General features: G+C 68.1%; 11 protein-coding genes. All 11 read left to right on the top strand.

From position 1 onward, the window contains the following. Positions 1-7 precede the first annotated feature (7 nt). A complete protein-coding gene (locus EJP67_RS17445) occupies positions 8-556 on the top strand; it encodes a shikimate kinase (protein WP_126022986.1) in 549 nt (182 codons plus the stop codon). A 35-nt stretch (positions 557-591) separates the two neighbouring features. Beyond that, positions 592-1704, top strand: coding sequence for a 3-dehydroquinate synthase (gene aroB, locus EJP67_RS17450; RefSeq protein ID WP_206169517.1), 1113 nt, complete (start codon positions 592-594; stop codon positions 1702-1704). After that, positions 1701-2831 carry a deoxyguanosinetriphosphate triphosphohydrolase gene (locus EJP67_RS17455; protein ID WP_126022988.1) on the top strand — a complete coding sequence of 377 codons (1131 nt, stop codon included), beginning with the start codon at positions 1701-1703 and terminating at the stop codon, positions 2829-2831. The genes aroB and EJP67_RS17455 overlap by 4 nt, the downstream gene beginning before the upstream one ends. Then, positions 2828-4090: an MFS transporter gene (locus EJP67_RS17460; RefSeq protein WP_126022989.1), complete on the top strand. Its 1263-nt coding sequence runs from the start codon at positions 2828-2830 to the stop codon at positions 4088-4090. The genes EJP67_RS17455 and EJP67_RS17460 overlap by 4 nt, the downstream gene beginning before the upstream one ends. Further along, positions 4087-4662, top strand: a complete 576-nt coding sequence (locus tag EJP67_RS17465; RefSeq protein WP_126022990.1) for a DUF1415 domain-containing protein — start codon at positions 4087-4089, stop codon at positions 4660-4662. Before EJP67_RS17460 ends, EJP67_RS17465 begins: the two co-directional genes overlap by 4 nt. Beyond that, positions 4659-5537 carry a class I SAM-dependent methyltransferase gene (locus tag EJP67_RS17470; protein ID WP_126022991.1) on the top strand — a complete coding sequence of 293 codons (879 nt, stop codon included), beginning with the start codon at positions 4659-4661 and terminating at the stop codon, positions 5535-5537. Before EJP67_RS17465 ends, EJP67_RS17470 begins: the two co-directional genes overlap by 4 nt. Positions 5538-5564: 27 nt before the next feature. Continuing rightward, positions 5565-6260: a transposase gene (locus EJP67_RS17475; protein ID WP_126022992.1), complete on the top strand. Its 696-nt coding sequence runs from the start codon at positions 5565-5567 to the stop codon at positions 6258-6260. 185 nt (positions 6261-6445) lie between these two features. Continuing rightward, the gene (locus EJP67_RS17480; RefSeq protein ID WP_126022993.1) at positions 6446-11212 is read left to right on the top strand and encodes a glutamate synthase-related protein; all 4767 of its coding nucleotides are present in this window, start codon (positions 6446-6448) and stop codon (positions 11210-11212) included. A 38-nt stretch (positions 11213-11250) separates the two neighbouring features. Beyond that, entirely contained in the window at positions 11251-12729 is a 1479-nt protein-coding gene (locus tag EJP67_RS17485) for a glutamate synthase subunit beta (RefSeq protein WP_126022994.1), read from the top strand. 171 nt (positions 12730-12900) lie between these two features. Further along, the gene (locus EJP67_RS17490; protein WP_126022995.1) at positions 12901-13731 is read left to right on the top strand and encodes an ABC transporter ATP-binding protein; all 831 of its coding nucleotides are present in this window, start codon (positions 12901-12903) and stop codon (positions 13729-13731) included. Then, positions 13728-14510 carry a lipid asymmetry maintenance ABC transporter permease subunit MlaE gene (gene mlaE / locus EJP67_RS17495; RefSeq protein WP_126022996.1) on the top strand — a complete coding sequence of 261 codons (783 nt, stop codon included), beginning with the start codon at positions 13728-13730 and terminating at the stop codon, positions 14508-14510. Before EJP67_RS17490 ends, mlaE begins: the two co-directional genes overlap by 4 nt. The last annotated feature ends 37 nt before the right edge of the window (positions 14511-14547 follow it).

Raw genomic sequence — 14547 nt, forward strand, 5'->3', positions numbered from 1 at the left:
CCACCGCGTGGCGGTCGCACTCGTCGGCTTGCCCGGCGCCGGAAAATCCGCAGTGGGCCGGCGCCTGGGGATGCGGCTGGACCTTCCCTTCGTAGATACGGACCACGTGATCGAGCAGCGCATCGGCTGCTCGATCCGTGATTACTTCGAGCGAGAGGGCGAAATCGCCTTCCGCGACCTCGAGCAGACGGTGATCGCCGACCTGGCCGCCAATCCCCAGGGCATTCTGGCCACCGGCGGCGGTGCGGTGCTCCGGGAGGCGAACCGCAAGCAACTGCGCGATCACTTCCATGTGATCTACCTGCGCTCCTCCCCCGAAGACCTGTTCCGGCGCCTGCGCCACGACGTCAAGCGCCCCCTGCTGCAGGTGGCCGATCCGCTGGGGCGGCTGCGGGAGCTGCACGATGCGCGCGACCCGTTCTACCGGGAAACCGCCCACGACGTGGTCGACACCGGCCGCCCGACCATCGCGATGCTGGTGAACATCATCGTGATGCAGCTCGAACTGGCCGGCGTCGTCGAGCCGGGCGCCCACCCCGAAGAGCCCCCCGCCTGAGCCTGCCCGAGCCGCAGCGCCTAAACTCGCTGCCCATGTCCCTGTCCGAACTCTCCGCCCCGCCAGAACGCGTCGACATCCAGCTCGGCGACCGCAGCTATCCGATCCTGATCGGCGCCGGCCTGCTGGACGACCCGCGGAGCTTCGATGCCACGCCCGCCTCGGCCACGGCCCTGATCGTCAGCAACACCACGGTGGCGCCGCTCTATGCCAGGGCGCTGCAATCCGCTTTGGCGGGCCGGTTCCGGGCGGTCCACCTGCTCGAGTTGCCCGACGGCGAGGCATACAAGAACCTGCAGACGCTGAACCTGATCTTCGACGAGCTCCTCGGCCGTGGCAGCGACCGCAAGACCGTGCTGTTCGCCCTGGGCGGCGGCGTGGTGGGCGACATGACGGGCTTCGCGGCCGCCAGCTACATGCGCGGCGTGCCTTTCGTGCAGGTGCCGACCACGCTGCTGGCGCAGGTCGACTCCTCCGTGGGCGGCAAGACCGCCATCAACCATCCGCTCGGCAAGAACATGATCGGCGCGTTCTACCAGCCGCAGCTTGTGGTCTGCGACCTGGCGACGCTCCAGACTTTGCCCCCGCGCGAACTCAGCGCCGGCCTGGCCGAAGTCATCAAGTACGGGCCGATCCACGACATGGCCTTCCTCGACTGGATCGAGGCGAACATCGACGCCCTCGTCGCGCGGGAGCCGGCGGCGCTGGCCCATGCCGTCAAGCGCAGCTGCGAGATCAAGGCGCTGGTGGTCGGCCAGGACGAGCGCGAGACCGGGCTGCGGGCGATCCTCAACTTCGGCCACACCTTCGGCCACGCGATCGAATCGGGCCTCGGCTATGGCGAATGGCTGCACGGCGAGGCGGTGGGCTGCGGCATGGTGATGGCGGCACGGCTGTCGCAGCGGCTCGGCGGTGTCGATGCCGCCTTCGTCGAGCGGCTCACCCGGCTGATCGAGCGGGCCGGCCTGCCGACCGTCGGCCCCGCGCTGGGCGCCGACCGCTACCTGGAGCTGATGCGCGTCGACAAGAAGTCGGAGGCCGGCGAGATCCGCTTCGTGGTGATCGACCGCCCCGGCTCCGCGGTGGTCCGCAGCGCGCCCGACGCGCTCGTGCGCGAAGTGCTCGCCCAGAGCTGCGCGCCGCGATGAGCCTCGCGGCCTACGCCTGCCAGCCCGCGCGCTCGCGCGGCCGTCGGCATGCGGAGCCGCCCGCGCCCACGCGCGATGCCTTCCAGCGCGACCGCGACCGGATCGTGCATTCCACCGCTTTCCGCCGGCTGGTCTACAAGACGCAGGTGTTCCTGAACCACGAGGGCGACCTGTTTCGCACCCGGCTCACGCATTCGCTCGAAGTGGCCCAGCTGGGGCGGTCGATCGCGCGGGCGCTGCGCATCAACGAGGACCTGGTCGAGGCGATCGCCCTGGCGCACGACCTGGGCCACACGCCCTTCGGCCACGCCGGGCAGGACGCGCTCAACGACTGCATGGCCGGGCACGGGGGGTTCGAGCACAACCTGCAGAGCCTGCGCGTGGTCGATGCGCTGGAGCATCGCTATCCGCAATATGACGGCCTGAACCTGAGCTTCGAGACCCGCGAGGGCATCCTCAAGCACTGCTCGCGCGCGAACGCCGAGCGGCTGGAGGCGGCGGAGCCCAATGGCGTCGCCCGGCGTTTCCTCGACCGCACCCAGCCGGGGCTGGAAGCCCAGCTGTGCAACCTGGCCGATGCCATCGCCTACAACGCCCACGACATCGACGACGGCGTGCGCTCGGGGCTCATCACCGTCGAGCAGCTGTCCGACGTGGAACTGTTCGAGCGCCATCGCCGCGAGGCAGTGGCCGAGCATCCGCAGCTGCGGGGTCGCCGCGTCCTCTACGAAACCATCCGCCGCATGCTGAGCGCGCAGGTCTACGACGTGATCGACGCGACCCGCGCTGCGCTCGAAGCGCTCGCGCCGGGCGATTCCGACGCTGTGCGCAAGGCCCCGCCGGTCGTTTCGTTCAGCGAGACGATGCAGGCCCAGTCGGAAGACCTGAAGCGCTTTCTCTTCCGCAACCTCTACCGCCATCCCCAGGTCACCCAGACCACCGATCAGGCGCGGCAGGTGATGCGGGAACTGTTCGAGGCGTATCTGGAGCGCGGCTCCGAGATGCCGGCGTCCTATGCCGAGCGGCAGGACAGGCATCGCGCCGTGGCCGACTACATCGCCGGCATGACCGACCGCTTCGCCGTGCGCGAGCATGAGCGGCTGACCGGCCGCCGGGGCATCGCATGAGCGGCCAGGCCGGGCGCCCCCGCATTCCCGCTGCCGCGCTGGCCGTCCTGCTGGGCGGTGTCAGCGCAGCCTTGCACCTCGGCAAGCTGCCGCCCGCGGTGCCGGCGCTGCAGGCGTCGCTGGGCATCGATCTGGTCGAGGCGGGATTCCTGCTCTCGCTGGTGCAGGTCGCGAGCATGACGCTGGGGCTGCTGGTCGGCCTCGCGGCGGACACCATCGGCCTGCGACGCAGCATGCTGGCGGGGCTGGTCGTGCTGACGGTCGCCAGCCTGCTCGGCGGTGCGGCCGGCACCGGACTGGGCGGCGGCGGTGCGCATGCCGTGCAATGGCTGCTGGTGCTGCGCGCCGTGGAGGGCGTCGGCTTCCTGCTGGCGGTGATGCCGGGGCCGGGGCTGATCCGTGCGCTGACGCCGCCGGGCGCCGACAAGGCGGCGCTGGGCCTGTGGGGCGCCTACATGCCGCTGGGCGTGGCGCTCGCGCTGTTGCTCGGTCCGGCCCTGATCGCCTGGGGCGGCTGGGTGGACTGGTGGTGGGCGCTGTCGGCCATGTCGGCCGGAGCGGCGCTCTGGCTCTGGATCGTGGTGCCCGCCGACCGGCTCCGGCCGGCCGCGGCAGGCCCGGCTTCGGGCGGATGGATGTCGCGGTTGCGCGCCACCGTCGGTGCGCGCGCACCCTGGCTGGTCGCGCTGACCTTTGCCGTGTATTCGTCGCAATGGATGGCGGTGATCGGCTTCCTGCCTGCCATCTACGCGGGCGCCGGCGTGCCGGCCGCGTGGAATGCGGTGCTCACTGCGCTCGCGGCGGCGATGAACATCGTCGGCAACGTCGCCGGCGGGCGCTGGCTGCAGCGCGGCGTGGCGCCCGAGAGGCTGCTGCAGCTCGGTTTCCTGACGATGGCGCTGGGCGGCGTGGCCGCCTTCGCGCAGATGGGGCAGGGCGCCGACGCGTTGGGCCTGCCGCCTGTGCTGCGCTATATCGCCGTGTGCGCCTTCTCGCTGGGCGGCGGCATGGTACCGGCCACGCTGTTCCTGCTGGGCGTGCGGCTCGCGCCCGGGCCGTCCACCGTGTCGACGACCGTCGGGCTGATGCAGCAGGCTTCCTCGCTGGGCCAGTTCCTGGCGCCGCCCGCGGTGGCCTGGCTGGCGCATCGTGTCGGCGGCTGGCACTGGACCTGGACGGCCACGCTGGCCTGCTCGCTGGTCGGCATGGCGATCGCACGGCGCCTGGGGCGCATTCGCCCCGCTGCGGAGATGGCATGACGCTCCCGGCGACAATCGCAGCCCCCCAGGCCGAAGCCGATACGCGGCGCTGGCTGGAGCGCGCGGTGATCGGCCTCAACCTGTGCCCCTTCGCGAAGGCCGTGCACGTGAAAGGGCAGATCCACTACGCGGTGTACGAGCCCGTCGAGGACGCCGACCTGATGGACGCACTGCTGGCCCAGGCCCAGGAACTCGTGGCGCTCGACGCCGCCTTGCGCGACACAACCCTTCTGATTGCACCGAACGCCTTGCCCGACTTCCTGGATTTCAACGACTTCACGGCGCGCGCCGAACGCCGGCTCGCCCGTGAGGGATTCGACGGCGTGCTGCAGCTGGCGAGCTTTCATCCGCAGTTCCAGTTCGCCGGCACCGAGGCCGACGACATCGGCAACGCGACCAACCGCGCGCCGCATCCCACGCTGCATCTTCTGCGCGAGGACAGCGTGAGCCGCGCGGTGGAAGCCTTTCCGGAAGCCGAGGCGATCTTCAAGCGCAACATCGACACGCTCGAGGCACTGGGCGCGCAGGGCTGGGCCGAGCTGGACGTCGGGCCGGGGAGTGCCAAGCCATGAACACGAAGACCGCACCCAAGACGAACAAGGCCGCCAAGGCCGATGCCGAGCTGGCCGAGGTTCTGCGCCCCGGCCAGTCGGTCGAGCTGCTCAAGGAGCTTCACATCCTGACCCGCGAGGGCCGGCTCAACCAGGACTCGCGGCGCAAGCTCAAGCAGGTCTACCACCTGTTCCAGTTCATCGAGCAGCTGCTGCGCGAGCTGCCGGACGAAGGGGCCGGCGCCACGCTGGCCGACCACGGCGCTGGCAAGTCGTACCTGGGCTTCATCATCTACGACCTGTTCTTCCGGGCGCGATCAGGCGGGGGGCATGTCTACGGCATCGAGACGCGCGGCGAACTGGTCGAGCGCTCGCGCGAGCTGGCCAAGCGCCTTGGCTTCGAGCGCATGTCGTTCCTCAACCTCACGGTGGCCGAGTCCGCGCAGTCGGGCGAGCTGCCGGCGCAGATCGACGTGGTCACTGCGCTGCATGCCTGCGACACCGCCACCGACGACGCCATCGCCTTCGGCCTGGCCAAGAAGGCGCGCTGCATGGTGCTGGTGCCCTGCTGCCAGGCCGAGGTGGCCGCCTGCCTGCGCGAGACCAAGGCGCTGGCGCTCTCGCGCACGCCGCTGGCCGAGCTGTGGCGCCATCCGCTGCACACGCGCGAGATCGGCAGCCAGCTCACCAACGTGCTGCGCTGCCTGTACCTGGAAGCCAACGGCTACAGCGTTACCGTGACCGAACTGGTCGGCTGGGAGCACAGCATGAAGAACGAGCTGATCCTGGCGCGGTACACCGGGCAGCGAAAGGCGAGCGCGGCCGCGCGGCTGCGCGAGCTGCTGGCGCAGTTCGGGCTCGACAGGCTGGGCGACACGCGCTTCAGCCTCGCCTGAACCCCGGCTCGCAGGCCGCCTGGCTCCATGGCCCGTCTTCCCCGTCTCACGCTGGCCGACGTGCCGCACCACGTGATCCAGCGCGGCAACAACCGCCAGCCGATCTTCATTGACCGCGCAGACCACGAGAAGCTGCTTGCCCTGCTGGCCGAAAGCGCCATGCGCTTCGGCATCGCGGTGCACGCCTACGTGCTGATGGACAACCACTTCCACCTGCTGGCCACGCCCGCGAGCGCCACCGGGCTGCCGCAGTTCATGCAGTCGGTCGGCCGCGCCTATGTGCGCTACTTCAACGACCGCCACGGCCGCAGCGGCACGCTCTGGGAAGGGCGCTACAGGTCGACGCTGATCCAGACCGAGCGCTACCTGCTGACCTGCATGGCCTACATCGACCTCAACCCGGTGCGGGCGGGCATGGTGACCGACGCGCGCGACTTTCCGTGGTCCAGTCACGCTCACTACGCCGGCCTGCGGCACGACAAGCTGCTGACGCCGCATCCGCTGTATTGGCAGCTTGGCAACACGCCGTTCGCGCGGGAGGCCGCGTATGTCGAGTTGGTGCGTGCCGGCGTGCGCGCGGCCGACCAGAGCGCGCTGACCGAAGCCACCCTGCGGGGCTGGGCGGCCGGCGACGTGGATTTTCTCGACAGCCTGCGCAAGTCCACCGATCGCCGCGTGGTCAAGGCCAAGGCCGGGCGGCCGCCTTCGACGCCTCGATCCTGACCTGAAAAGCCTGTTTGATCCATTGCATGGATTGGCTTTTTTGCTCCTTTTTTTGATATGTCCCCAATTTAATTCCTATCGAAAAACTCAACATTTAAATGGAATCTGACCCCTATTAAAGTGTTTGGCATTCTTTGTGCAACGCAATATGCTCCGATTCCCTGCGAAAACTGAAGGAGCGCGCCATGACGACGGCTGCCGAGATCAAGCATCTCCAAGAACACGGTCTTTATTCCGCTGCCGACGAGCACGACGCCTGCGGCGTCGGCTTCGTTGCACACATCAAGGGCGAGAAAAGCCACGCCATCGTGCTGCAGGGCCTGAAGATCCTCGAGAACCTCGACCATCGCGGCGCAGTGGGCGCTGACAAGCTGATGGGCGACGGCGCCGGGATCCTGATCCAGCTGCCCGACCACCTCTACCGCGAGGAAATGGCGAAGCAGGGCGTCACGCTGCCCCCGCCAGGCGAATACGGCGTCGGCATGATCTTCCTGCCGAAGGAACACGCCTCCCGCGAAGCCTGCGAGCAGGAAATGGAACGCGCCATCAAGGCCGAAGGCCAGGTGCTGCTCGGCTGGCGCGACGTGCCGGTCAACCGCGACATGCCCATGTCGCCCACCGTGCGCGAAAAGGAACCGCTGCTGCGCCAGGTCTTCATCGGCCGCGGCAACGACGTCATCGTGCAGGACGCGCTGGAACGCAAGCTCTACGTGATCCGCAAGACAGCCAGCGCCAACATCCAGCGCCTGAAGCTCAAGCACAGCAAGGAATACTACGTTCCCAGCATGTCGAGCCGCACCGTGGTCTACAAGGGCCTGCTGCTGGCCGACCAGGTCGGTACCTACTACCTCGACCTGCAGGACAAGCGCTGCGTCTCGGCCCTGGGCCTGGTGCACCAGCGCTTCTCGACCAACACCTTCCCCGAGTGGCCGCTGGCCCACCCGTACCGCTATGTCGCCCACAACGGCGAAATCAACACGGTCAAGGGCAACTACAACTGGATGAAGGCGCGCGAAGGCGTGATGTCTTCCCCCGTGCTGGGCCCCGACCTGCAGAAGCTCTACCCGATCAGCTTCGCCGGCCAGTCCGACACCGCCACCTTCGACAACTGCCTCGAGCTGCTGACGATGGCCGGCTACCCCATCAGCCAGGCCGTGATGATGATGATTCCCGAGCCCTGGGAACAGCACGCCACCATGGACCCGCGCCGCCGCGCGTTCTATGAATACCACGCCGCCATGCTCGAGCCTTGGGACGGCCCGGCCTCCATCGTGTTCACCGACGGCCGCCAGATCGGCGCGACTCTCGACCGCAACGGCCTGCGCCCCTCGCGCTACTGCGTGACCGACGACGACCTGGTCATCATGGCTTCCGAGTCGGGCGTGCTGCCCGTGCCCGAGCAGAAGATCGTGCGCAAGTGGCGCCTGCAGCCCGGCAAGATGTTCCTGATCGACCTAGAACAGGGCCGCCTGATCGACGACGAGGAGGTCAAGGCCAACCTCGCCAACAGCAAGCCCTACAAGCAGTGGATCGAGAACCTGCGCATCAAGCTCGACAGCGTGAAGGCGGAGGCCGCCGAGGCGGTCAAGGCGCCGCTGTCGCAGGTGCCGCTGCTCGACCGCCAGCAGGCCTTCGGCTACACGCAGGAAGACATCAAGTTCCTGATGAGCCCGATGGCGCAGGCGGGTGAAGAAGGCATCGGCTCCATGGGCAACGACAGCCCGCTGGCCGTGCTCTCGAGCAAGAACAAGCCGCTGTACAACTACTTCAAGCAGCTGTTCGCGCAGGTCACGAACCCGCCGATCGACCCGATCCGCGAAGCCATCGTGATGTCGCTGGTGTCCTTCATCGGCCCCAAGCCGAACCTGCTGGACATCAACCAGGTCAACCCGCCGATGCGGCTCGAAGTGAGCCAGCCGATCCTCGACTTCGCCGACATGGCGAAGCTGCGCGACATCGGCAAGTACACGCAGGGCAAGTTCAAGAGCTACGTGCTCGACATCACCTACCCGCTCGCCTGGGGCGACGAGGGCGTCGAAGCCAAGCTGGCGTCGCTGTGCGCCGAGGCCGTGGATGCCATCAAGGGCGGCAACAACATCCTGATCGTGAGCGACCGCGGCGTGAGCCCCACGCAGGTGGCCATTCCCGCCGTGCTGGCGCTGTCGGCCGTGCACCAGTACCTGGTGCGCGAGGGCCTGCGCACCACCGCCGGCCTGGTGGTCGAGACCGGTTCGGCGCGCGAGGTGCATCACTTCGGCGTGCTGGCGGGCTACGGCGCGGAAGCCGTGCACCCCTACCTCGCCATGGAGACGCTGGTGGCGATGCACGCCGACCTGCCGGGCGAGCTGAGCGCCGAGAAGGCGGTCTACAACTACGTCAAGGCCATCGGCAAGGGTCTGTCGAAGATCATGTCGAAGATGGGTGTCAGCACCTACATGAGCTACTGCGGCGCGCAGCTGTTCGAAGCCATCGGCCTGAACAGCGAGACGGTGAATAAGTACTTCACCGGCACCGCCAGCCGTGTGGAAGGCATCGGCGTCTTCGAGATCGCCGAGGAAGCCATCCGCATGCACAAGGCTGCCTTCGGCAACGACCCGGTGCTCGCCAACATGCTCGACGCCGGCGGCGAATACGCCTGGCGCACGCGCGGCGAGGAGCACATGTGGACGCCCGACGCCATCGCCAAGCTGCAGCACAGCACGCGCTCCAACAACTGGAACACGTACAAGGAATACGCCCAGCTCATCAACGACCAGAACCGCCGCCACCTCACGCTGCGCGGCCTGTTCGAGTTCAGGATCGACCCGGCCAAGGCCATTCCGGTCGACGAGGTCGAGCCCGCTGCCGAGATCGTCAAGCGCTTCGCCACCGGCGCGATGTCGCTGGGCTCCATCAGCACCGAGGCGCACTCGGTGCTGGCCGTGGCCATGAACCGCATCGGCGGCAAGAGCAATACCGGCGAGGGCGGTGAAGACCCCGCGCGCTACCGCAACGAGCTCAAGGGCATCCCGATCAAGCAGGGCGACACGCTGCGCAGCATCGTGGGCGCCGAGAACGTCGAGGTCGACCTGCCGCTGAAGGACGGCGACTCGCTGCGCTCGCGCATCAAGCAGGTCGCGTCCGGCCGCTTCGGCGTCACGGCCGAATACCTGCACTCGGCCGACCAGATCCAGATCAAGATGGCGCAGGGCGCCAAGCCGGGCGAAGGCGGCCAGCTGCCGGGCGGCAAGGTCACGCAGTACATCGGCAAGCAGCGCTATGCCGTGCCGGGCGTGGGCCTCATCAGCCCGCCGCCGCACCACGACATCTACTCGATCGAAGACCTGGCGCAGCTCATCCACGACCTGAAGAACACCGCGCCGCACGCCAGCATCAGCGTGAAGCTGGTGAGCGAGATCGGCGTGGGCACCATCGCCGCGGGCGTCGCCAAGTGCAAGAGCGACCACGTCGTGATCGCCGGCCATGACGGCGGCACGGGCGCCTCGCCCTGGTCGTCGATCAAGCACGCGGGCAGCCCGTGGGAAATCGGCCTGGCCGAGACGCAGCAGACGCTGGTGCTCAACCGCCTGCGCAGCCGCATCCGCGTGCAGGCCGACGGCCAGATGAAGACCGGCCGCGACGTCGCCATCGGCGCGCTGCTGGGCGCCGATGAGTTCGGCTTCGCCACGGCGCCGCTGGTGGTCGAGGGCTGCATCATGATGCGCAAGTGCCACCTGAACACCTGCCCGGTGGGCGTGGCCACGCAGGACCCCGTGCTGCGCAAGAAGTTCTCGGGCAAGCCCGAGCACGTCGTCAACTACTTCTTCTTCGTCGCGGAAGAAGTGCGCCAGATCATGGCCCAGCTCGGCATCCGCAAGTTCGACGACCTGATCGGCCGCGCCGACCTGCTCGACATGCGCAAGGGCATCGAGCACTGGAAGGCCGCCGGCCTCGATTTCAGCCGCCTGTTCGCGCTGCCGAACGTGCCGGCCGACGTGCCGCGCTTCCACGTCGAGAACCAGGACCATGGCCTGGACAAGGCGCTGGACGTCAAGCTCATCGAGAAGTCGCGTCCGGCCATCGACAAGGGCGAGAAGGTGCAGTTCATCGAGGTGGCGCGCAACGTCAACCGCTCTGTGGGCGCGATGCTCTCGGGCGCGCTGACCAAGGTGCATCCGCAGGGCCTGCCCGACGACTCGATCCGCATCCAGCTCGAAGGCACGGGCGGCCAGTCGTTCGGCGCCTTCCTGGCGCGCGGCATCACGCTGTACCTGATCGGCGACGCCAACGACTACACCGGCAAGGGCCTCTCGGGCGGCCGCGTGGTGGTGCGCCCCAGCCTCGACTTCCGCGGTGAGGCAGCGCGCAACACCATCGTCGGCAACACCGCGCTGTACGGCGCGACCACCGGCGAGGCCTACCTGTGCGGCGTGGCCGGCGAGCGCTTCGCGGTGCGCCTGTCGGGCGCCACGGCGGTCATCGAAGGCACCGGCGACCACGGCTGCGAATACATGACCGGCGGCACGGTGGCCGTGCTCGGCAAGACGGGACGCAACTTCGCGGCCGGCATGAGCGGCGGCGTCGCCTTCGTGTACGACGAGGACGGCCAGTTCGCCACGCGCTGCAACCTCTCGATGGTCTCCCTCGAGAAGGTGCTGACCTCTGCCGAGCAGACCGCCAGCGTGCACCGCAAGATCTGGCACGGCGGCGAGACCGACGAGGCCCAGCTGAAGAAGCTGCTCGAAGAGCACCACCGCTGGACCGGCAGCAAGCGCGCGCGCGAGCTGCTCGACAACTGGTCCGTGGCGCGCACCAAGTTCGTGAAGGTGTTCCCGAACGAATACAAGCGCGCGCTCGCCGAGCTGCACGACCGCAAGGTCGAGCTCACGAGCAGCGGCAACAACGCGCACATCGGCCTGGAGCCGCACGCGCTGGCAGCCCCCGCGCCGCAGTCGGCCCCGGCTTCGGTCTGAGCGCCCGCGAGTAAGTACAGAGAACAAAGGAAAGCACGATGGGAAAGATCACCGGCTTCATGGAGCATGAGCGCATCGAGGAGGGCTACAAGCCCGTCGAGGAGCGCGTCAAGCACTATAAGGAATTCGTCGTCGGCCTGAGCAACGACCAGGCCAAGGTGCAGGGCGCGCGCTGCATGGACTGCGGCACGCCGTTCTGCAACAGCGGCTGCCCGGTCAACAACATCATTCCGGACTTCAACGACCTGGTGTACCGCAACGACTGGCAGAACGCCTTCGCGGTGCTCGACTCGACCAACAACTTCCCCGAGTTCACCGGCCGCATCTGCCCCGCGCCCTGCGAGGCTGCCTGCGTGCTCAACGTGAACGACGACGCTGTCGGCATCAAGTCGCTGGAGCACGCCATCATCGACCGCGCCTGGGACGAAGGCTGGGTGGCGCCGCGCGTCGCCAAGCACAAGACCGGCAAGAAGGTCGCGGTGGTGGGTTCGGGCCCGGCCGGCATGGCAGCGGCCCAGCAGCTGGCGCGCGCCGGCCACGACGTGACGCTCTTCGAGAAGAACGACCGCGTCGGCGGCCTGCTGCGCTACGGCATTCCCGACTTCAAGATGGAGAAGTCGCACATCGATCGCCGCGTCGAGCAGATGAAGGCCGAAGGCGTGGTGTTCCGCACTGGCGTGATCGTCGGCGCCGCGAAGGATCCGCTGGGCAAGGGCTCCAAGGTCACGAACCTGGCCAAGGAAACCGTCACGCCCGAGCAACTGCAGAAAGAGTTCGATGCCGTGCTGCTGACCGGCGGCGCCGAGCAGTCGCGCGACCTGCCCGTGCCCGGCCGCGACCTCGACGGCATCCACTTCGCGATGGAGTTCCTGCCGCAGCAGAACCGCGTCAACGCGGGCGACAAGGTCAAGGGCCAGCTGCGCGCCGACGGCAAGCACGTGATCGTCATCGGCGGCGGCGATACCGGCTCCGACTGCGTGGGTACCAGCAACCGCCATGGCGCGGTGAGCGTCACGCAGTTCGAGCTGATGCCGCAGCCGCCCGAGGAAGAGAACCGTCCTCTGACCTGGCCGTACTGGCCGATCAAGCTGCGCACCAGCTCCAGCCACGAAGAGGGCTGCGAGCGCGAGTTCGCGATCTCCACCAAGGAGTTCATCGGCGAAAAGGGCAAGGTCACCGGCCTGAAGACCGTTCGCGTCGAATGGAAGGACGGCAAGATGCAGGAAGTGGCCGGCAGCGAGCAGGTGCTCAAGGCCGACCTGGTGCTGCTCGCCATGGGTTTCGTGAGCCCCGTGGCCTCGGTGCTCGACGCCTTCGGCGTGGAGAAGGATGCACGCGGCAACGCCCGGGCGACGGTCGACTTCGTCGGCGGCTATGCCACCAACGTTCCGAAGGTCTTTGCGGCCGGCGACATCCGCCGCGGACAGTCGCTGGTGGTGTGGGCGATCCGCGAAGGCCGCCAGGCCGCGCGTTCGGTGGACGAGTTCCTGATGGGTTTCAGCGACCTGCCTCGCTGAAGAGACGGTTCGCGGCGCCAGGGGCCTTTGTCCACGGGTTCCTGACGAGGGTCTGACGGCCGCCGCGCTGAATTTTGTTTCAGTTTCGCGGGGCCGGCCACGGCCCCGTTATCATCCGCGTCAAACCGCATGCCGGGATGCTTGGAAAAGCGCCCCGGCTTTTTTATTGAGATGGACACCGCCACACCGCTGCCACATCCCTTCGTAGAGTTTCGCGACGTCAAGTTCGGCTATGGTGCGCGCACCATCCTCGACGGCGTCTCGTTCGCCGTACCGCGCGGCAAGGTGACGGCGCTGATGGGCGCATCGGGCGGCGGCAAGACCACGGTGCTGCGCCTGATCGGCGGACAGCAGAAGGCGCAGCGCGGCGAGGTGCTCTTCGACGGCAATGATGTCGGCAGGATGGATGCGAGCGCCCTCTACGCCGCGCGCCGGCGCATGGGCATGCTGTTCCAGTTCGGCGCGCTCTTCACCGACATGAGCGTGTTCGACAACGTGGCGTTCCCGCTGCGCGAGCACACGCAACTTTCCGAAGCGCTGGTGCGCGACGTGGTGCTCATGAAGCTCGATGCGGTCGGCCTGCGCGGCGCGCGCGACCTGATGCCCAGCGAGGTGTCGGGCGGCATGGCGCGGCGCGTGGCGCTGGCACGGGCCATCGCGCTCGACCCCGACCTCGTGATGTACGACGAGCCCTTCGCCGGACTCGACCCGATCTCTCTCGGCACGGCCGCGCGCCTCATCCGCCAGCTCAACGACGCGCTGGGGCTCACCAGCATCATCGTGTCGCACGACCTGGAAGAAACCTTCCGCATCGCCGACCACGTGATCATCCTGGCCAACGGCGGCATCGCCGCGCAGGGCACGCCGGCCGAGGTACGCGAGAGCGCCGATCCGCTGGTCCATCAGTTCGTGAACGCGCTGCCTGATGGCCCCGTGCATTTCCACTACCCGGGCCTCAGCATCGAAGACGACTTTGGCAACGTCGAAGGAGGGCGCTCATGACCTGGTGGAAGCCATCCGACGTCGGTTTCGCCACGCGCAGCCACCTGGCCAACCTGGGCTACGGCGCGAAGCTCTTCATGCGCCTGGTCGGTCCGGGCGCGCAGATCCTGCGCCGCTTCGGCCTGGTGCGCGACCAGATCCATTTCCTGGGCAACTACTCGCTGGCCATCATCGGCGTGTCGGGCCTGTTCGTGGGCTTCGTGCTCGGTCTGCAGATGTACTACGCGCTGCAGCGCTACGGCTCCTCCGAGGCGCTGGGCCTGCTGGTCGCGCTGAGCCTGGTGCGCGAGCTCGGTCCCGTGGTGGCGGCGCTGCTGTTCACCGGCCGTGCCGGCACCTCGCTGACGGCCGAGATCGGCCTCATGAAGGCCGACGAACAACTGAGCGCCATGGAGATGATGGCCATCGACCCGGTGCAGCGCGTGCTCGCGCCGCGCTTCTGGGCCGGCGTCATCACCATGCCGCTGCTGGCGGCGGTGTTCAGCGCCATTGGCATCATGGGCGGCTACGTGGTGGGCGTGCTGATGCTGGGCGTGGACCCCGGCGCGTTCTGGGCCCAGATGCAGGGCGGCGTCGACGTGTGGCGCGATGTCGGCAACGGCGTCATCAAGAGCATCGTCTTCGGCTTCACCGTGACCTTCATCGCGCTGCTGCAGGGCTACGAGGCCCAGCCCACGCCCGAGGGCGTATCGCGCGCGACCACGCGCACGGTGGTGACGGCGTCGCTGGCGGTGTTGGGCCTCGACTTCTTGTTGACCGCCATGATGTTCAGCATATGACCAGGCACGCCCCCAGGCTTGCCCACTTCGTGTGGCC

This window comes from Variovorax guangxiensis (genome assembly GCF_003952165.1).
Taxonomy (GTDB): Bacteria; Pseudomonadota; Gammaproteobacteria; order Burkholderiales; family Burkholderiaceae_C; genus Variovorax; species Variovorax guangxiensis.